This is a genomic window from Atopobium sp., assembly GCF_034113385.1.
In the GTDB taxonomy this organism is placed as follows: Bacteria; Actinomycetota; Coriobacteriia; order Coriobacteriales; family Atopobiaceae; genus Atopobium.
The window spans coordinates 16487-34356 of the sequence record NZ_JAXEXL010000001.1 but is presented as its reverse complement, the minus strand read 5'-3'; the positions used below and the strand labels follow the sequence as shown (position 1 = coordinate 34356).

Annotated in this window: 16 protein-coding genes and 2 tRNA genes; 13 read left to right on the top strand and 5 right to left on the bottom strand. The window is 44.5% G+C overall.

All coding sequences use genetic code 11. The annotated features are described in order from the left end of the window. Positions 1-19 precede the first annotated feature (19 nt). On the bottom strand, positions 20-1108 hold the full coding sequence (locus SPD80_RS00160) for a nucleoid-associated protein (protein WP_320827880.1): 1089 nt from the start codon (positions 1106-1108) through the stop codon (positions 20-22). Between the two features lie 234 nt (positions 1109-1342). Between SPD80_RS00160 and SPD80_RS00155 the strand changes: the two genes are divergently transcribed. After that, positions 1343-3610, top strand: coding sequence for an LTA synthase family protein (locus tag SPD80_RS00155; protein ID WP_320827878.1), 2268 nt, complete (start codon positions 1343-1345; stop codon positions 3608-3610). A gap of 86 nt (positions 3611-3696) precedes the next feature. Here the strand turns inward: SPD80_RS00155 and SPD80_RS00150 are convergent, their stop codons facing one another. Further along, positions 3697-4878 (bottom strand): acyltransferase, encoded by a 1182-nt coding sequence (locus tag SPD80_RS00150; protein WP_320827877.1) that lies wholly within the window; start codon positions 4876-4878, stop codon positions 3697-3699. A gap of 203 nt (positions 4879-5081) precedes the next feature. Here SPD80_RS00150 and SPD80_RS00145 point away from each other — a divergent pair, with 203 nt between their 5' ends. The 7 genes from SPD80_RS00145 to SPD80_RS00115 all read left to right on the top strand — a co-directional run bounded on the left by SPD80_RS00145 (position 5082) and on the right by SPD80_RS00115 (position 11035). After that, positions 5082-7256: an LTA synthase family protein gene (locus SPD80_RS00145; RefSeq protein ID WP_320827876.1), complete on the top strand. Its 2175-nt coding sequence runs from the start codon at positions 5082-5084 to the stop codon at positions 7254-7256. A 74-nt stretch (positions 7257-7330) separates the two neighbouring features. Beyond that, entirely contained in the window at positions 7331-8080 is a 750-nt protein-coding gene (locus tag SPD80_RS00140) for a TIGR00730 family Rossman fold protein (protein WP_320606159.1), read from the top strand. Positions 8081-8394: 314 nt separating this feature from the next. Continuing rightward, complete coding sequence (locus tag SPD80_RS00135; RefSeq protein WP_320827874.1) at positions 8395-8589, top strand: hypothetical protein; 195 nt, start codon at positions 8395-8397, stop codon at positions 8587-8589. Positions 8590-9005: 416 nt separating this feature from the next. Then, complete coding sequence (locus tag SPD80_RS00130; RefSeq protein ID WP_320827873.1) at positions 9006-9341, top strand: type II toxin-antitoxin system MqsR family toxin; 336 nt, start codon at positions 9006-9008, stop codon at positions 9339-9341. 13 nt (positions 9342-9354) lie between these two features. Continuing rightward, positions 9355-9861 (top strand): type II TA system antitoxin MqsA family protein, encoded by a 507-nt coding sequence (locus tag SPD80_RS00125; protein WP_320827872.1) that lies wholly within the window; start codon positions 9355-9357, stop codon positions 9859-9861. A gap of 2 nt (positions 9862-9863) precedes the next feature. Next, positions 9864-10331 carry a hypothetical protein gene (locus SPD80_RS00120; protein ID WP_320827871.1) on the top strand — a complete coding sequence of 156 codons (468 nt, stop codon included), beginning with the start codon at positions 9864-9866 and terminating at the stop codon, positions 10329-10331. 254 nt (positions 10332-10585) lie between these two features. After that, positions 10586-11035: a hypothetical protein gene (locus tag SPD80_RS00115; RefSeq protein ID WP_320827870.1), complete on the top strand. Its 450-nt coding sequence runs from the start codon at positions 10586-10588 to the stop codon at positions 11033-11035. Positions 11036-11110: 75 nt separating this feature from the next. On the opposite strand, the gene SPD80_RS00110 is transcribed toward SPD80_RS00115, so the two are convergent. The 3 genes from SPD80_RS00110 to SPD80_RS00100 all read right to left on the bottom strand — a co-directional run bounded on the left by SPD80_RS00110 (position 11111) and on the right by SPD80_RS00100 (position 12611). Further along, positions 11111-11184 (bottom strand) — tRNA-Cys (locus SPD80_RS00110). A gap of 41 nt (positions 11185-11225) precedes the next feature. Then, positions 11226-11301, bottom strand: a tRNA-Gly gene (locus tag SPD80_RS00105). Between the two features lie 104 nt (positions 11302-11405). Further along, positions 11406-12611 (bottom strand): FprA family A-type flavoprotein, encoded by a 1206-nt coding sequence (locus tag SPD80_RS00100; RefSeq protein ID WP_320827869.1) that lies wholly within the window; start codon positions 12609-12611, stop codon positions 11406-11408. Between the two features lie 213 nt (positions 12612-12824). Between SPD80_RS00100 and SPD80_RS00095 the strand changes: the two genes are divergently transcribed. The 5 genes from SPD80_RS00095 to SPD80_RS00075 all read left to right on the top strand — a co-directional run bounded on the left by SPD80_RS00095 (position 12825) and on the right by SPD80_RS00075 (position 17837). Beyond that, positions 12825-13490 carry a class I SAM-dependent methyltransferase gene (locus SPD80_RS00095; protein ID WP_320827867.1) on the top strand — a complete coding sequence of 222 codons (666 nt, stop codon included), beginning with the start codon at positions 12825-12827 and terminating at the stop codon, positions 13488-13490. A 104-nt stretch (positions 13491-13594) separates the two neighbouring features. After that, positions 13595-14608: an NADH:flavin oxidoreductase gene (locus tag SPD80_RS00090; protein ID WP_320827865.1), complete on the top strand. Its 1014-nt coding sequence runs from the start codon at positions 13595-13597 to the stop codon at positions 14606-14608. 128 nt (positions 14609-14736) lie between these two features. Further along, the gene (locus SPD80_RS00085; RefSeq protein WP_320605550.1) at positions 14737-15843 is read left to right on the top strand and encodes a DUF389 domain-containing protein; all 1107 of its coding nucleotides are present in this window, start codon (positions 14737-14739) and stop codon (positions 15841-15843) included. 25 nt (positions 15844-15868) lie between these two features. After that, a complete protein-coding gene (locus SPD80_RS00080; protein ID WP_320605551.1) occupies positions 15869-17233 on the top strand; it encodes an MATE family efflux transporter in 1365 nt (454 codons plus the stop codon). After that, a complete protein-coding gene (locus SPD80_RS00075) occupies positions 17226-17837 on the top strand; it encodes a uracil-DNA glycosylase family protein (protein ID WP_320827863.1) in 612 nt (203 codons plus the stop codon). Before SPD80_RS00080 ends, SPD80_RS00075 begins: the two co-directional genes overlap by 8 nt. The last annotated feature ends 33 nt before the right edge of the window (positions 17838-17870 follow it).

Sequence of the window (17870 nt, the reverse complement as noted above, 5' to 3'; positions counted from 1 at the left end):
AACGGTTCTCGATACATTCTTAGCGATTCTCGATACTTCCGATATTTTTAATCTCAATGAATATCTTTCCGTCATTTGCGCGTTCAAAGGAAATATACTCTGGCGAGCTTGCATATTCAGAGGGAAAGGTAATCTCAATCCCTGTATCCGTACGAATACGATGATTTTTTGCAAGTCGTTGAGCAGTTGATTTTGCTACGCTTACGCGCTCTGGAAGAGACTCACTCGTTGCCTCACGCTCATACTGTTCTGCAGCATCAGGACTCGATTCCGCAAAAACAGCCTTACCTACCTCTGCAGGCGTGACATCACACGCAGCACGCGCACGATCAATAACATACGATTTTGCTTTTGCTGCAGCAACGGCAGGCTCCAAACCATACTCCTGCGCCACATCCTCCACCAACTTAGTGACGGTATCTACAACCTCTTTACTAGAAGCCACAGAAGAACACTTCAGCAAAAGCTCTGGAATGATATAGGCCTTTTTGCCCATGACAATACGCTCGACATCATGAAAATCAATGTCCAAGGTAGTGCTCTTTATTACCACATATGTGTCAATCTTCTGCGAAGGATTAGGTAAGGTGGAATCGTGACGCACAATATCGTTATATGCCTGGCCATCCCTACTGCGCACGTCATGTACAAAGGCTTGCTTGCGCGGAAGCAATAACAACGCAAAGCCACGCGTACCCTCACTGTCGTAGGTATCCGTTGCCTCATGCACATCAGATGCATTTGTCGCCTTCACGGGCTGGCCATTCGTCTTCATATCCCCCGTGTCGATAAAATCAACTACCAGCAAATCGCATGAATCTAAATCTTCACTCTTACGTAAAGCGTCATACAAGCTCAGAGCAATATCCGCAGATACATCCAAGAAGCTGCGTTGTCCAGCAAAATACCGCATCAATTCATCTTTAAAAGTGGAACCTGCTGCAAACTGCCCATGCTTTGACTCTGCGTTTGACAAAATGCGGCGTACACTACGCGTTACATAAGACTTTGTCTGTTTGACCCCAAGATCTATCTCACACTGTGAAATGTCACACTCACCTATTTCCAACTCAAAACCGTGTAATACCGCATGATTAATACGAAGCACAAAGTCCTCCTCAAACGAGCGCGTGGCACCCAAGCGCCCTTATACACGCGAGCAGTACCAACCAGTTGCGCATCTAGAATAGCGCAAGAAACGCTACAAATACCTTGACACCACCTTGGTAGATATGTCGCACGAGCCTTCATGGCATACACGTTTTAAGGCTTACGATGCAAAGTCAAAATAGTTATACTGAAACAGCTTGAATTTTAAGGTTATTTTTACTTGGAGTTGAAAATGGCAGACGTGGTCATGCTTCGAGCTCGGTGGTCAATACTTCCCTTTGTGCTTGCGCTCACACTTTTGTTACTTGCAGGGCTTATGTGTTGGCAACGCAAAAAGACAGGTAAGCGTCCTTATCTGGGGACCTTCATGTGGCTTGTGCCCATTATAGGAACATATGCCGGGATAGCTGTCATGCTTGTTCTTAAACTCACCTCAGCAAGTGAGGAGACACTCAAGCTGAGTTGTCTTGCCATATTCTCGGCAGGACTACTTGTGGTATTCCGTGCTTCCTTGCGTGAGGCGGCGCGACGTCTCATTCAAGATTTGGCGCTTCGTGCCACTCAAACAAGACAAACGCTTATATCTGTAGCGGTAGCTATACGAACTGTCGTACTCATCATAGGCATAGCCTCTCTATCTTGCCTTTCTTTGGAGTACGCCCAAAATCCAAAAATCTTTGAGACCGTGCAGCTGCCCTTTGCTTTTGCTGGTATTGCGCTTACCGTACTTTTTCTTACCACGCTCTATTTTATTGCACAGCGTCATGGCAGCCTCATGCCCTTATTAAGCTTTACGTTCTTTGGATTTGGTCTTGGCTGTTATTTCCTTTTGCGTTTTAAATCCACTGTTGTCATCCCAGCTGATTTTCTCGCTTTGGAAACGGCCGCTTCTGTAGCAAATGGATTTGTATACTACATTACTGAAGAAGTGCTCTGGTCTGCTGTCTATATGGTATGGGCTTGTGCACTCGCTTCACTGTTGTATCCACTACCAGCAACGTCCACGGTACCGCTAGCAGATACCGCAACTAACACAGCTGTTGCCAAGAAACCCCATGCCCCAGCAGCTCCAATGCATAGCAAGGCAAACGCTTCGCGTTTTCACTTCTTACCACTGCACCCTGCTTGGAAAAATACGCTTATAGCTGCGGTTCTTCTTGTGAGCTGCGTACTCATTACAACCGTACCTGTATACCGAGATTTAGGAGTAACTACCACCTATTGGTCAACCTGGATTACATATGAGTCTCAGGGCACCCTTTTGACCTTTATCTCTGAGTGCCAAGACCTCAAGATTAAAAAGCCAGCGGGTTATACCAGTGAGGAAGCAAAAGAGCTTATCACCTCAAACGCCCATGCCTACAACACATCTATTGGTGCTTCAGAAGAACGCAAGGCTGCAGAAGCACAGTTCAATGCAGAGAAGCCCACGGTTATTGCTGTCATGAACGAAGCATATGCCAATCTTGCCATCTTTGATGGCATGCACTCGGGTTATACCGGTGAAGAGTTTATTACTACTGGCATGTCTGACGCTTTGCAATCTGGCGATTTGCTCGTTTCCACCTATGGTGGTGGCACTTCTAACACTGAATTTGAATTTTTAACAGGTGAGTCTTGTTATTTTGTTGGCGAAGGCAATGCCTATTCACTGTATGATTTTAGTAACATTGATTCTCTCCCCCACATTTTTAATAAGCTGGGATATACCTCTACAGCAATTCATGCCTATAATCCAAACAATTGGAACCGTAAAAGCGCCTATCAGACCCTTGGCTTTACCTCATTTATCTCGGGTGATTCATTTGTTGATGTGGATATGTGGCGCGAGTGGGTTTCTGATAAAGCAACGTATCAAAAAATCCTTGAATTGCTTCACAATGACCAAAATCCTCAGTTTATTTTGGACGTAACACTTGCAAATCATTCAGGCTATTCTCAACAGCTCGTTGATGATTCATACCGCCCTGGCTACACACCCGACTTTGGTGACGCCGCATTGACCGATGAGCTCAATGAGTACCTTGGCTCTATGAAGCGCACTGACGAAGATCTTCAGTGGTTTGTAGAACAGCTCAAACAGCTAGACAGACCTATTGTGCTGGTATTTTTTGGCGACCATCAACCGTCATTCACAGCAGCATATAATGACGCGTGGTTTAAAGATGAATCGCAGGCTGCTCACATAGCTCGTCAATATCAGACACAGTATGTCATCTGGGCTAATTATGACGTAGCGGGCAATGCGCAAGAAAATGACAAGCAATTTACCGCGGCATCCAGCCTTGCAAGCCACATGCTTGATGTTATTGGCGCACCTCTTACCGACTTCCAAAAAGCCCAAATCATACTTGGCGAGAAACTCCCTGGTGTTAGCCATTACACCACGCTTGGCCCTGACGGCAACTGGTACTTCCCAGATGATAAAGATGCTCCGAGCTATGATTTACAAACAACCTTACAAAAAATGAGCTACTACAACTTTGCAGAACGAATCTAACAAAAAGCTTGTAGCAGCTCACGAGAAAACACAAAGACACGATACCGTCTAAACAAAAGCCTCAGAGTAAAGCATAAGAACGTATCTTAGCTGCTTGCCTGAGGTTTTTGTTTGGCACAAACCAGCTTACGCATAAGACTGAATACCTGTTGGTAACACCATACCAACAAGCCAACTGCACAAAAGATTAAAAGACCTTTGATACAAGGATGCATGCTCAGCACCAAAGATACTCGTGGGTGTGTTCCTAGTTTGGTGCCTAACCAATTGATTGCTGGATAGTGGAACAAATAGATGCCAAAGGTTACCGCAGCAATACGATTCAGTGCAGTTTGCACATACTCAGGCAACTTCTGAAGCAGTGGCTCCAAACAACGAACCCCATAAAACAAGGTGACTGCTTGAATAACCGTCAGGATATTGTTGGGACTCGTCCAGAAATTATCGGTAGGTTTATCTGGGAAATACAAGCCAGCAGAAAAGACGGTAGCAGAGTTAGCAATACGCGCCATGCAATACATTGCTGCCAAAGATGCCCCCAGTAACACAACAGCGATAATCCCCCCCCTCTTGGAAGGTTCCATACAGTTGGCCACAAAGTAACCGAGCACGTAATAAAACAGCCAGTTGTCTGTGAAGAGAGGCCAGGCAAACAGCTGTGTGATACCTGTAAAATCATGGAACCAATTAATGGTGGGTAACACAAATCCCAATGCACAAGAAACAAGAAGAAAGAGCTTAAGGAGTTTCTCGTCCTGCGTAAGATACGAAAGTAAGGGTGTTAAAACGTACAGATATACCAACGAATATAAGAACCAATATACGTCGCAAATCTGATTGGTACAAAAACGACGGATAAAATCCTGAACACCAAAGGTATCAGCTATTGTTTGAGCTCCATAAAAATGGGTTGGAAACAAGCCATAGATAAGATACAAAACAAAACTTGAGATAATCAGTGGTGCCACAACTCGCTTAACGCGCTTGCTTAAAAACTGCTCCGTTGAATACTTTTTGCGATACCCCAGCAGATTAGCTCCGCTCAGCATAAAGAATACAGGTACGGAAAACTTACCCATTACCTGCCAAAATAAGGATACGTACCACACTTGATCGCGGACGGGCGAGAAATAAACAAGTGTGACATGCAGCATTACCACGGCAAAGCATGACAAAATATTGAGTACAGAATAAGATAGTAATCTCTTATAAGAAGATGCCGCTGTTTGCTGCGCAGCTACAACAGGTTGATTATTCTCTTCAGACACAAATGCTCCTTTATATCTAGGTATCAACTACTTTTCAGTATACGTAGTTTTTAATCTATGCAAACTCAAACTGTATAAAGAAAGATAAGCGGTCGTTGATGCGTTTTGCTCATGTTGTAAAAAGTTGGTCAAGACAAACACATAGTAATAGAATGTTTTAGAAAAACTATAAGACTGTTATATGACTGATTTGAGACTCCTTCATGAATGTTATGCAAATGTTAGCTGCTGGCACCTTGCCACTTATTCCCATTGGTTTTATTGCACTGCTGTTTGTTTTTACCGTCATGGTAACCATGTACAAACGTGCCAATAAACCACTTCCTCTTCCCCTTCAAATACTTGATACCAACGCGTGTAGTTTTGTATGTGGTTGTGCAGGATGTGCCGTCTTTTTTGGCTTAGGCTGGACCTCAATTTGGATGACACTTATAAGCGCAGCAGTGCTCTTTGGCTTTACCTTCATTGCAAGTAAGCGCGCAGATTACAGTGCACGCTTAGCGCAAGCCTTGCGTACACTGCCGTATCGTGCACAAATCGTGCTCGTAGACGTAGTTGCCGTACTCTTGTTGCTTTTCTCGGCATTCTATGCCCTAGAAGCACCCTACAATCCAGGGTTGGTAATGGTTGAGCCACCCTTTTTGTTTATGGATTTGGGACTTATGCTCCTCGCTATAACAAGCGTTTATTTTATAAGTCACCGTAATGCCATTGCTAATCTGGTGCTGCAGGGTTTTTTCTTTTTTTGGGGTATTGCACAATACTACCTCTGGCAATTTAAAAACACTGCCATTATGCCTGCGGATCTCTTTGCCCTTGGTACCGCTGCTGCTGTCTCTGGCAACTATTCCTACGCTTGGACAGATACAGCTTTAGTAGGCGTTATGGCTTTTTGCTTTGGCATACTTGTTATTGCTTATCTTGGTGCCGTACGCCGTGAACTTCAACTACAAGCACAGCTTGAAGTTACCAAACAGGTGCTGCGCAAATCTATGGGCAGCACGCTCTTGCTTGGCTTTATGAGCACGCTGCTCTTAATAAGTGCGCTTGTCTTTCCTAACTACACCCAGATGGGTGCCGTAATCAACTATTTTTGGCCCCTCTATGTATTTCGTCAACATGGTGCGGTACTCACATTTACCGCAGGTGTGCAAGACTTAATCATCCGCAAACCTGCTGGCTATAGCGATAAAACCGCTCAAGAGCTGCTCGAGAAATACGTGGCATACTACAACGATACCCTTGAAAAGAATGAGGGTCGCCAAGCTGCTGTAGCTCAGTACAACGCGCAAAAACCAAACATTTTAGTAGTTATGGACGAAACGTTCGCAGACCTTTCCGTCTTTGATAATTTACATGACAACTATACGGGACCCGAGTTCTTTAACAACGGCCTGACGGATACTCTTGCAAAAGGCAAGCTTGCTGTTTCTGTTTTAGGCGGTGGAACTGCTAATTCTGAATTTGAATTCTTAACGGGCAACAGCATGGCCTACCTTGGCTTAGGCAAATATCCGTACTCCATTTACAGCTTTCCTCAATTTGAGTCTTTGCCGGCTCTTCTCAAAAAACAGGGATACGGCACCTCTTCGATGCATCCCAACCTAGCAACTAATTGGAATCGCGATAAAACCTACGCAGACATGAAGTTTGACCGCTTCTACAGCATTGATGACTTCCCCAACGCGCCCATATTTCACAACGGAGTTACGGATAAAGCTACGTTTGATAAATGCCTTGACATCATCAAAAGCTCGGACAATCCTCAGTTTGTCTTTAATGTAACCATGCAAAATCACTCGGACTACAACAAGAACAATATTCCCGCAGAGCGTCTAACCAATATACATCCTTCTGATCTATCTTCGCCCGAGCAAGACGGTATTCTGAATGAATATCTGAGTTGCATTAAAGCTTCCGATGAAGACCTTAAGGATTTAGTGGACCAGCTCAAGCAGCTCAAAGAACCTACTGTCTTAGTTTATTTTGGTGACCATCAACCAAACTTTACACCTACCTACAATGACGCTTGGTTTAGCGGCGAGTCTGATCTTATTCACAATCAGCGCCTCTATCACACCTCGTATATACTGTGGGCAAACTACAAGGTAGCTGGTGCAGCACAAACTACGCAAGACGGATACAGCAGTCCTAATTATCTAGCTGCGCAAACACTGTATGCCATTGGCGCGCCTCTTACCGACTATCAAAAAGCCCAATTGGCCATACGCACTCAGATTCCCGCCATCAACGCCTTTGGCCTGTTAGATGATGCAAACACCTGGCATAGCCTCACGCAAAAAGATGATGCTACGCATGCTCTCTCGGAAGACTTACGTGCCATAACGTACTACGAGTTTGCGACTAAAATTAGCTAGTCCCGCAAGTGACCGCAACCAGCCTTATGTTGGTTAACAACAGCGCTTGCTCAACAAAACGAGGAGACAGCTCTATGACCCCTAACGATACGACAAGTCCTCTTGGTCCAAGCTACCAACGTGGACCGGTAATGCTACGTGGAAAAATGATTCCACAAAGCACTTCAACGCAACATCTTTTATCGCCAGACTATAATGCAGACTGGATTCATGGTGATCCTTGGCGCGTTTTACGTATCCAAGCTGAGTTTGTAGATGGCTTTGGCGCTTTAGCAGAGCTTGGCCCTGCAATCTCTGTATTTGGCTCTGCTCGCACCGCTCCAGAAAGCCCCTACTACCAAGCGGCACAAACTATGGGTGAGCTGATTGCACAAAAGGGATATTCACTCATTACAGGAGGCGGCCCTGGCATTATGGAAGCGGCTAATCGCGGCGCCGCAGAAGCTGGTGGCGTGTCCGTAGGCCTTGGTATTGAGCTCCCTCATGAGCAGGGCATGAACGACTGGGTTAATGTTGGCATGAGCTTCCGCTACTTCTTTGTACGTAAAACCATGTTTATGAAGTATTCCGCAGGTGCTATTATTTGCCCAGGTGGTTTTGGCACGTTGGATGAAACTTTTGAGCTGCTTACCCTTGTGCAAACACATAAAACACCTTCTATGCCCATAGTGATGTTTGGTACACACTACTGGTCTGGTCTTTTTGACTGGATTAAAACTTCCATGCTTGCCGAGGGTACCATCTCTGAATTTGACACCTCACTCATTACGTTTACCGATAATCCAGAAGAGGCTGTTGAGCGCGTTTGCATCAATCCCTCCTAAGCTTGTATCGAGAAACCCAACGAGGCAGCAGCGCAATCATTCTGAGGAGTCTCTTTTAAAACCCGATAATCCTCGAGCGAACAAGTATGTTTTGTAGTATCCACAAATGTATACGATAATCGAGCTTTTATTGCATACTCATATATCCTCAATCGAACAAAATCGGTTGAGGATTTTCTTAATATCTGAATCATTTACGTTGATTACCTGCAAATACGTCTACCAAAAAATGTCTTGCACAATTGTTTCGAACATGTTACAACAAGAGTGTAATGAATAATGTATTCTGCGTTTTGGTTAAGAAGGGAGTATTTATGGGACCAATTTTTTCCTTTTTGCCTCTGCCTCTCATGATTGCAGCACTCGCCGTATGTGAGGTCGTCTCTCTCGCTGTTCTTCTCGGTATCTGTACTTTGATTAAGAAAGCTATTGACACGATTACTGGCACACCCACGGGTCATTACAACTCTATGACCTATCCCAGCGAGATGGAGTTCCGCTGCCTCTAAAGAGTTGATTTGGCTAAGCTAGGTTACTCAACTCAAGCCAAGTCTTATAGCATCTCGGCAACAAGGGCCTGCTTCGTACCTTTGCGAGGCAGGCCACATATTATCATTCATACAGGATAACACGGTTGGAAAGCACGTCTTATTTATTGAATGCAGCGAAAATGCTTTATTGTATACGACAGACTTTTTGATGGTGACCTTGCGCCAAATGTTCTTTACTTATAGCAACGTGGACAAAGATGTTGATGTAGAGAGTTACAGAAAGTGACCAAGTAAAGCTTGTAGGCATTGTTGTGTGGTACCAAGCAACACAAGAAGAGTGTGAGAGGCAGGGCAAAGTATAAAAATGTGTGGTATCAAAATGCATTATTACAAAATATTTAGCATCATGCTAAACTTTGCTGCAAGGGACTGAAATGAAAAGGAGAAAATATGGGCCTACATATGATTTGGAATATGCCAAACAGCTTATAGCTGATAAGAAGGCTTTTCTAACATCAAGGGCAAGAGCATCTCTAACAAATCATGGATACACTAACGTCCAGCAGCTTATATCCGGTGTATTTAATGTGATGTGCCCAGAAGATTTTTATAAATCCGATGAGCTTGAAAAACGACCCGGTATTTTTGCAGATATATACAAAGGCGTTTGGTACAACAACGAAGAATGGTATGTAAAGTTCTTTATTGCAGACGATGGAAATGAACACGTAGAGCTTTGGTCTTTTAAACCAGATGGTTCTATGTATTAAAAGGAGCAACGAAATGTTGTGCAGTGAATGTGGCTCAAGCAATGTGCGTCTGAGTGCAAAGCCATTAAAAGAAACGTTCAGAGGCGAAGAGTTTGTTGTCTCTGGTCTTGAATATTACGTATGCGATGATTGCGACGAAGTTGTAATGTCACTCGCTATGGCAGATAAGCAAGCTAAAGAAATGGCTAAACAGTATCGGAAGGCTCATCATATCCCCTCGGGAGAGGAAATAAAAAGTTTCCGTAAGTCTCTTGGCCTTAGTCAGAAAGAGTTTGAACAGTATATTGGTGTCGCAACGCCAACAGTGAGTAGATGGGAAACAGAAGCAGTTATCCCATCAATTCCTGTTGCAAGTCTATTGATACATTTAATCAATATCCCAGAAGCGAAAGAAGAGCAGTTTAAAATTTCTAGGGTTAAAAACAGGGCTCAAAAATGCAAGGTATTTGATTTTGTGCAGTATACGAAAAAGTCTAAGCAGAATAGCAAAGTGTTTTTAAGCGACATTAAAGAGGGTTAGCTATGAACTTAAATGCGAATAATTTATTTGTTGACGAGCTTTCTCTTTTGGGAATAACTTTTGATTTGCATAAAGAGTCATACACAAATGGTGTATATACCTCTATGCGTATCCAACGAACAAGAGATGATTTACAGCAAGAAGTTAAAGGTAGCGTAACAACTGTTGCACTTTCTAATACTTACGAAATGTTTCTAAGTCTTACCGACAAGATAAATGAAGAAACTATTCCTCTGGTAGATATTTCAATTCAAATGCGTGTAGCTATAAGTGCTGCAGATACCGATAAAACCCCCGAAATACAGGAAGCTATGCAAGCTCACGCCTTTACAATTGCAACTGGAGCTATGCGCGAGAAAGTATCTACTCTACTTGCAGAATCACCAACAAATTTCAAAATTATTGTTCCTCCACTTGACCCAACCATTTTCTTTGATAATGCCAAGTTAGTTGACAAAACTGCAGAATAAAATGTAAAGCTTTAAAACTAAATAAAAAGCGCCTCTGTACTGAACCGCACCTCAAAATACCAACGTCAAAAAGTAGGTTTTATAGCCTACCTTATTGAAGCGTGAGGAAATATGGCCATAAAGACTAAATCTAAACTCGGCAGCAAACGACAGCTCAACGATGGGCAATGACTTATGCGCGTTCGTAAAGGCTACCGTGCTGATGGTAAGCCTAGAGAACTCTCAAAAGTATGTCCAACAGAGCGTAAACAGATATGACCATTGCGCAATTTGCGCTTGAGATGGGGTGCAATGAAGCCATAGGCTCAAAAGTCATGCTATCTTGGTACTTCTATGAGGTGTTTATCCCCTATCGTATGGCATATTTAACCAAGGCAACCATCATCAGATATAAAAGCTGCTTTAGAAAAGATATTGCGCTGCGATTTGGTGATTATGAGCTTGGAGACATTCCACACGTCCAAATACAAACGTGGATTAATCACATGACATATGCAAAGGCTAAACGTTGCATAACAACCCTTAAAGCAACCCATGAAACACTCCTACAGCATGCAGGAATAGCTAACACTGTAAATGCCGCTATACACGGGCACTCTGAGCTTTCAAGTGTAGGATACAAACATTATTTAGTGCCAGGAGAAGGCACCGTTACCCCTGCCTCGCAGGCTATGGGGGCACTCATATACAAAGAGCTTGCGTAACTGTGCGTAATAGCATCGTTATTTTACATAAAAACTGGGGCATCTTTTTCTAAAGAAACCCCAGTTAAAATACTATGGAGGCGGCACCCCGATTCGAACGGGGGGTCAGGGATTTGCAGTCCCGTGCCTTACCACTTGGCCATGCCGCCCTATGAAAAAGGCCGAATTGATATCCGGCCCTGTGCTCACATGGAGCGGGCTACGGGGTTCGAACCCGCGACCTCAACCTTGGCAAGGTTGCGCGCTACCAACTGCGCTAAGCCCGCGAACGAGTTACTAATATACGGTAATTCCCCTTGGTATGCAAGCAAAAACAAAAAGAAATTTTAAAAACTTTTCCCCATCTATAGCACCACAGATAAACACCCTACTAAGCTGCCAAAGAGGCTGCAAGTGCCTCCGCTAAAGCACTGAGCTGCTCCAAAGTTTCATCATTCAAGCGCGAACGGATGGAAACATAAGGTTCTACCAGAGTGATATTTTTCATGGCATCAAACTGCTCACGCATTAACTTACCAGCGTTTGGAGCCCACGAGCCATTCTCGATAAGTGCTACATGACGCTTTTGCAAGGCATGAGCACGCAAATCAAGTACAAGTGAGCGCATGGCGTCAAAAATCTCCATGTTTTGGGTGGAAGAAGCAAACACCAAATGAGAAGCCCTAAACGCTTCAGAGACCATCGTAGCAAGGTCTGCTGTTGCCGTGTTGTATACGCGAACATCGCGCACACCACGCTCCGCCAACATTCCAGCTAAAATATCCGCCGCCTGACCCGTACCACCATAGATGGTGCCATAATAAATTACGACGCTCTTCTCTTCAGGCTCAAAAGAAGCCCACTGAGCATACTTAGAGCGAATAACGTCCAAATCCTTACGCCAAATATGACCGTGCAAAGGACAAATGCGATTGATAGGCAACGCGGCCGACTTCTTAAGCAAGTTATTTACTTGCATGCCATACTTACCAACAATGTTTGCATAGTAGCTACGAGCCTGATCAAGCCAGTCACGCTCCCAGTTAACCTCGTCCGCAAATAAATTGCCACCAGTAGCACCAAACTCGCCAAAAGCATCTGCCGAGAAAAGCGTACCAGTTGCCAAATCAAACGTAACCATAACCTCTGGCCAATGAACCATAGGTGCTGTTACAAACTGCAAGATATGCTTGCCTAATTCCAAGGTGTCGCCCTCGGTTACCGTAATAGCATACGGCTGGGGGTCAAAGTTATGGAACTGACGAATAAAATCAAAAGTCTTTGCAGTACCAACCAGTTTTACTGAAGGATACTTTTTTACCAGCCAAGGAATCTCTGCACAGTGGTCAGGTTCCATGTGGTTGATAACCATATAATCCAGCTCACGATCACCCAGCATATACTCCAGGTTCTCGCTAAACTGACCGGCCACAACATCATCAACACCATCGAGAAGACAGGTTTTCTCGTCAAGAATTAGATAACTGTTATATGCCATACCATTGGGAATATGATAGGTATTCTCAAACAGGGACAGCCTGCGATCAGATGCACCAATCCAATAGGTATCTTCGCAAATTGCGCGCACATTATGCATACAATGCCTCACTTGTTGAACGGAACTAACCTTTGTAGCACAAATAACTTTACCAAAAAGCACGCTACTAATTCGTGTATTCGTATATGAAATATAAACATGCATGAATAGCGGGTACATAATCACACGACTGTGCTGTTAGATTTGGGGAACACTTGAACTAGAAAATACAGATACCTGCACATCGTATGCAGAGCTATAAATAGGAGTTTTATGACCTCTCAAGAACACTACAAAAATGCAGGTCATCCTACTGGAGACGCTGGTCGTGACTTACTGGATGCTATGAATACGGGCACTCATGAGCGCTTAGCTCACTGGAGTTTGCCGCTCTTTGAGCAAACAATTGCCGCAGCTCCTCTTAAAAAGCCCATTACCTCTGTACTTGATGTTGGCTGTGGTGGCGGTGCTAACATGGCACGCCTTATGAATCTGTTTGATAACGTTCATGCTTATGGCCTTGACCACTCTTCTATTTCTGTAGAGAAGTCAAAAGAAACCAATGCGGCTGCTGTGGCTCAGGGACGCTGTCACGTCATAGAGGGTGATGTAGCTGCACTTCCCTACAACAATGAAAGCATCAATGCAGCTACCGCATTTGAAACAATATATTTTTGGCCCCATGTAGAAGCTGGTTTGCATGAGATTATCCGCGTACTTACCCCAGGCGGGATATTCATGGTATGTAATGAAACTGATGGTCGCACTATACATCAGGCGCGCTGGAGTGATTTGGCACAGGTGTCAGACTTTCTTACGATTTATTCACAGCATCAACTCGTGGATTTCTTTACTGATGCTGGCTTTATAAACGTGCACGTAAAGCGCCATCCACAGGAAGACTGGATTGTTGTGTTAGGTCAAAAGCCTGTTGAGTAACTCATGCTGTGGCACATCGTTATGACACACCGCTTTGGCACATCGCTTTGGCGCGTAGTAAAACAGCTATCAAACAGCTATGCATCGCATCTATAGGAGCTGGTATGAGCAGTCAAAATAGTCAAAACAAGCTTTTTATGGCAGGAACTATTGCAGGCATTACCATACAAAACCGCCTTTTTGCGCCACCTATGGCATCCAGAAGTGCTACGGAGCACGGCCTTCTTACGCAAAAAACACTGAACTATTATGACTTGCTTACACAATCGCATGAACTTGGGATGGTTATAGCAGAACATCATTTTATAGACCCTCTTGGTCGTGCTGACCCCCATCAGTTAAGTGCTGCTTGTAATGATGCACTTGAAGGTCTTGCTAAACTGGCGCAGCACATCCATCAACGTGGTGCTGCCGCAGTATTGCAAATTAACCACGCTGGGCGTGTAGCAGACTGTGAAGGAGCTCTTGTTGGCCCCATCAACCAACTAAATGAACGCTATCATAAGCAAGTACATGCACTTACCCCCGAAGGTATTGCAAAGCTATGCGCCGCTTTTGCACATGCTGCCCAACGAGCTAAAACTGCTGGTTTTGATGGTGTAGAAATTCATGCCGCACACGGATACTTACTCAGTCAGTTTATTTCTCCTCTTTCTAATACGCGTACCGATGCATACGGCGGCAATATATATAATCGTGGTCGCTTTGCTGTAGAAGTCATTCAAGCTGTTCGCGCTGCTGTGCAAGATTTTCCTGTGTTTATTCGTTTTGGTACCTATGATGGTGTGTCTGAAGGAACATCCATAGCAGATTGCGCCATCTTGGGTCGTATGTTCCAGGATGCAGGTGTGGACGCAATAGATATTTCTGGCGGACTGTACGGCTATGCCTTTGACGACCGTAAACAGCTGGATGCTTACTTTGTTCCAGAAGCACAAGCAGTCAAAGCTCACACAACAATTCCCGTGATGCTTGCTGGTGGCATTACCAAGCCAGAAGTTGCTCAAAGACTCGTAAAGCAACAAGGATTTGCACTCATAGGAGTAGCTCGTCAACTGTTGCGCAATCCTCTCTGGCCCCTACAAGCAAAGGAGCTTCTTAGCAAAACGAAAGAGTAATACCTTAATGGATTTCCTTGGGCTTTCTGCCCTGTTGTGTCATATAAACAGAGCTCTGCTACTATATACGCACTCACTGTAGTATTCCCTTTGATGCACGCATTCGATTGTCAGCAGGAAACCATCGTATGGATAGTACTCTTTTAAAATTAGTAACTGGATTATTTAATATTCGAGAAGGTCGGGCAAGTCATTCCGCCATTCGTAAACGCATTCTTTCAGGCGTGCGCATTGATGGTGTGCACATTTGCTTACTCATTGTGGCAATGCTCATTGCCTCAGTAGGTCTTAACATTGATTCTACTGAAGCTGTTGTAGGCGCTATGCTTATATGTCCTCTTATGGGTTCAGTTATGGGTCTTGCATACGGCATTGCCTCTGCAGACGCCAAGCTGCTTAAGCGGGTATCTCTTGAACTGGTAGTACAAGTAACTATCTGTTTAATCACTTCCACACTCTACTTTGTTATTTCGCCCATTTCTACCGAGACAAACGAGCTCCTTACCAACTCATCCCCTTCAATCTGGGTAGTTTTAATTGCTTTGGCTGGTGGTTTTGCAGGCGGATTAGGCACTTCGCGCAACCAAGAACCCTATGTTTTGGTTTCTGGCGTTGCTGTGGCAACGGCTCTTATGCCTCCGTTGTGTGCTGCGGGCTACGGAATAGCTATGAGCAATCTTTCCACCTTCACCGGCGCCATTTACGTCTTTTTGATTAATGTAGTCTTTATCGCCTTTGCCGCAGAACTCTTGTTTGTACTCATTAAAACGCCACTCAAGGCAGACCTTAATGACGATGGCATCGTAACAGAATGGGAAACCGCAGAAGCAAAGCACCGCTCGCGTAAACTACATCGACGGCTTGTTATTGGTACGGTTATATTTTTGATTCCTACCATCATTGTGTCTTCTCAGGTAGTTGCAGACACCATGGAGCGCAATGACGGCCAGGCCTTTGAGCTCAAGGATACGTTTGAAACCAAAATTACCACCGAAGAACTCAAAACGTTGTACCCCAATTTTGTGAGCTATAGTATTGGTGAACAAACCTCCTACAACAGTACTAATACTGGCTTAAGCCGCAAGGTTGTGGCCACCCTTACCACATCCAGCGAGCTATCCACTACCGACAAGTCCACTATCGAGAAACTCATTAAGCTGCATGTTTCCAAGCTAGATTCCGTCAATTACGTTGTCAAGACAGCCAACGAGCAGACCTCTCAACCTGCCTCATAATCAAGCAACACCGAGGAATTGCTATATGCACATAGACCACGACAAATTATTTACGCAGACGTCGCTCTATAAAATGCTGCTCATTGTTGTTGTTCCTGGTGCCATTAGCATGTTGACGTCAGCTCTGTACGATATTATTGACGGCATTTTAGTTGGCAACGCGCTCGGAGAAACCGCCTTTGCTGCTATCAATTTAGCAATGCCCTTTGTAATCATTCTGTTCTCCTTAGGCGACCTTGTTGGTGTTGGCTCAGCTGTCCCCATCTCCATTAAGCTTGGCGAGAAGGACTATGACGCAGCAAATACCATATTTTCATATTCCATTGTGATGCTCTTTGTAGGCGGCATGGGCATGGGACTGCTCATGTTTTTTGCAGCACCTTTCCTTATTGCCCTACAGGGCGCAACGGGAGAGCTTGCTGAAATTTCCATCATGTACCTGCGTATCTATGCAGTGTTTGTTCCTATTTCTGGCATGATGTTTGCAATGGACAACTACCTCAAGGTATGTGGCAAAGTAAGCCGAAGTATGGCGCTTAACATTCTTATGGCCGTTTCAGGAGCCGTAATCGAAGCAGTTTTACTCATCGTACTCCATGTTGATGTATGGGGTGCTGCTCTTGCATATAGTTTGGCTATGGTACTTGCTTCTGGTATTGGGCTGTGGCCTTTTATTCGCGGCAAGATGGTCTTAAAGCTTGTATATCCAAAGCCTACCCTTGCTATTACAAGACAAATTATTATGGCGGGTCTCTCTGCATTTCTTAACAATGTGGCTGGGCGCGTCGTAAGCATTGTACTTAACGCTCGCATGCTGGCGCTTGGTGGTGCTCAAGCAGTATCAATTTTTGGCATCATGATGTTTACTGATTCATTTGTCATGTCTCTTATTTATGGCACCACAGATTCATTGCAGCCCTCCATTGGGTATAACTGGGGCGCAAAAAACTATACACGTGCGTTTGCCATTGGTAAAAGTAGCTTCATTATCTCTGCCACCTGCAGCCTCATTTACCTGGTCTTGCTCCGCCTCTTCCCCGAGGTTCCTGTTAGGATTTTTATCTTTAATGCTTCAAATGAGTTTACGCAAGCAGCTGTTGGTGCGTTTAGCCTCCTATCACTTCAGTGGCTCACTCGCTGGTTTGTCTTTGCTTCTGACGCCTTTTTGCTTGCTTGCGGGCAATCTAAGCGTGCCGTATGGCTTTCTCTTGCTTCTTCTATTGCTATTCCGTTAGCAACTATTGTTTTACTGTCACCGCTAGGCCTCACAGGAGTATGGTTAAACGCAACCGTTGCAAATGGAATCGCTGCCCTCTTTGGTGCCTGGCTCTTACTGGGCTTCTTGCGCACACATGGGTACAAGACAGAGAAGAAGACTCTTCATGAATGAGGCATTTTCTAACATTTTTGAGAACATCAAGCAAGATCCGCAAAATAGATGGTACACGCAGCAAGGTATAGAACCGCTGTATACTGCTGGTCATAACGCGCGTATTTTGGTAATAGGACAAGCTCCTGGCCGTATTGCACAACAAACGCGTACTCCTTGGAATGATAGGAGCGGCGAACGCCTACGTTCTTGGATGGGCATTTCTTATGAGGACTTTTATAATCCTCAAAAGGTTGCCTTATTACCCATGGATTTTTACTTTCCTGGTAGTGGCAAAAGTGGGGACCTTGCCCCTCGTGAAGGCTTTGCACAAAAGTGGCACCCACAATTACGGGCATTCATGCCCCATATCCAACTTACCATGCTTATTGGCAAATATGCACTATCCCACTATTTAGGACTTCCAAAATCTCTGCGCATCACAGAGGTAGTACGCGAGTATGAACACTATGCTCCTGACTATATCCCTCTGGTTCATCCATCTCCACGCAACCAAATATGGCTAAAAAAGAATCCTTGGTTTGAGAAAGAAGTCATTCCGCAGCTACAAAATCGTGTAGCTCAGATACTTACCACAGAGCCTTCTTGCCAAACAAACGGCTAGTTTAGCCATCCACCGCTCTCAAAACCTCAGCAG

What these genes read in the sequence shown, in the direction of transcription:
- SPD80_RS00075 (WP_320827863.1), top strand. Translation starts at nt 17,226, where the DNA reads ATGAATGAGGCATTTTCTAACATTTTTGAGAACATCAAGCAAGATCCG.
- SPD80_RS00120 (WP_320827871.1), top strand. Translation starts at nt 9,864, where the DNA reads ATGAACTTAAATGCGAATAATTTATTTGTTGACGAGCTTTCTCTTTTG.
- SPD80_RS00080 (WP_320605551.1), top strand. Translation starts at nt 15,869, where the DNA reads ATGCACATAGACCACGACAAATTATTTACGCAGACGTCGCTCTATAAA.
- SPD80_RS00145 (WP_320827876.1), top strand. Translation starts at nt 5,082, where the DNA reads ATGAATGTTATGCAAATGTTAGCTGCTGGCACCTTGCCACTTATTCCC.
- SPD80_RS00090 (WP_320827865.1), top strand. Translation starts at nt 13,595, where the DNA reads ATGAGCAGTCAAAATAGTCAAAACAAGCTTTTTATGGCAGGAACTATT.
- SPD80_RS00125 (WP_320827872.1), top strand. Translation starts at nt 9,355, where the DNA reads ATGTTGTGCAGTGAATGTGGCTCAAGCAATGTGCGTCTGAGTGCAAAG.
- SPD80_RS00140 (WP_320606159.1), top strand. Translation starts at nt 7,331, where the DNA reads ATGACCCCTAACGATACGACAAGTCCTCTTGGTCCAAGCTACCAACGT.
- SPD80_RS00135 (WP_320827874.1), top strand. Translation starts at nt 8,395, where the DNA reads ATGGGACCAATTTTTTCCTTTTTGCCTCTGCCTCTCATGATTGCAGCA.
- SPD80_RS00115 (WP_320827870.1), top strand. Translation starts at nt 10,586, where the DNA reads ATGACCATTGCGCAATTTGCGCTTGAGATGGGGTGCAATGAAGCCATA.
- SPD80_RS00095 (WP_320827867.1), top strand. Translation starts at nt 12,825, where the DNA reads ATGACCTCTCAAGAACACTACAAAAATGCAGGTCATCCTACTGGAGAC.
- SPD80_RS00130 (WP_320827873.1), top strand. Translation starts at nt 9,006, where the DNA reads ATGAAAAGGAGAAAATATGGGCCTACATATGATTTGGAATATGCCAAA.
- SPD80_RS00100 (WP_320827869.1), bottom strand. Translation starts at nt 12,611, where the DNA reads ATGCATAATGTGCGCGCAATTTGCGAAGATACCTATTGGATTGGTGCA.
- SPD80_RS00085 (WP_320605550.1), top strand. Translation starts at nt 14,737, where the DNA reads ATGGATAGTACTCTTTTAAAATTAGTAACTGGATTATTTAATATTCGA.
- SPD80_RS00155 (WP_320827878.1), top strand. Translation starts at nt 1,343, where the DNA reads ATGGCAGACGTGGTCATGCTTCGAGCTCGGTGGTCAATACTTCCCTTT.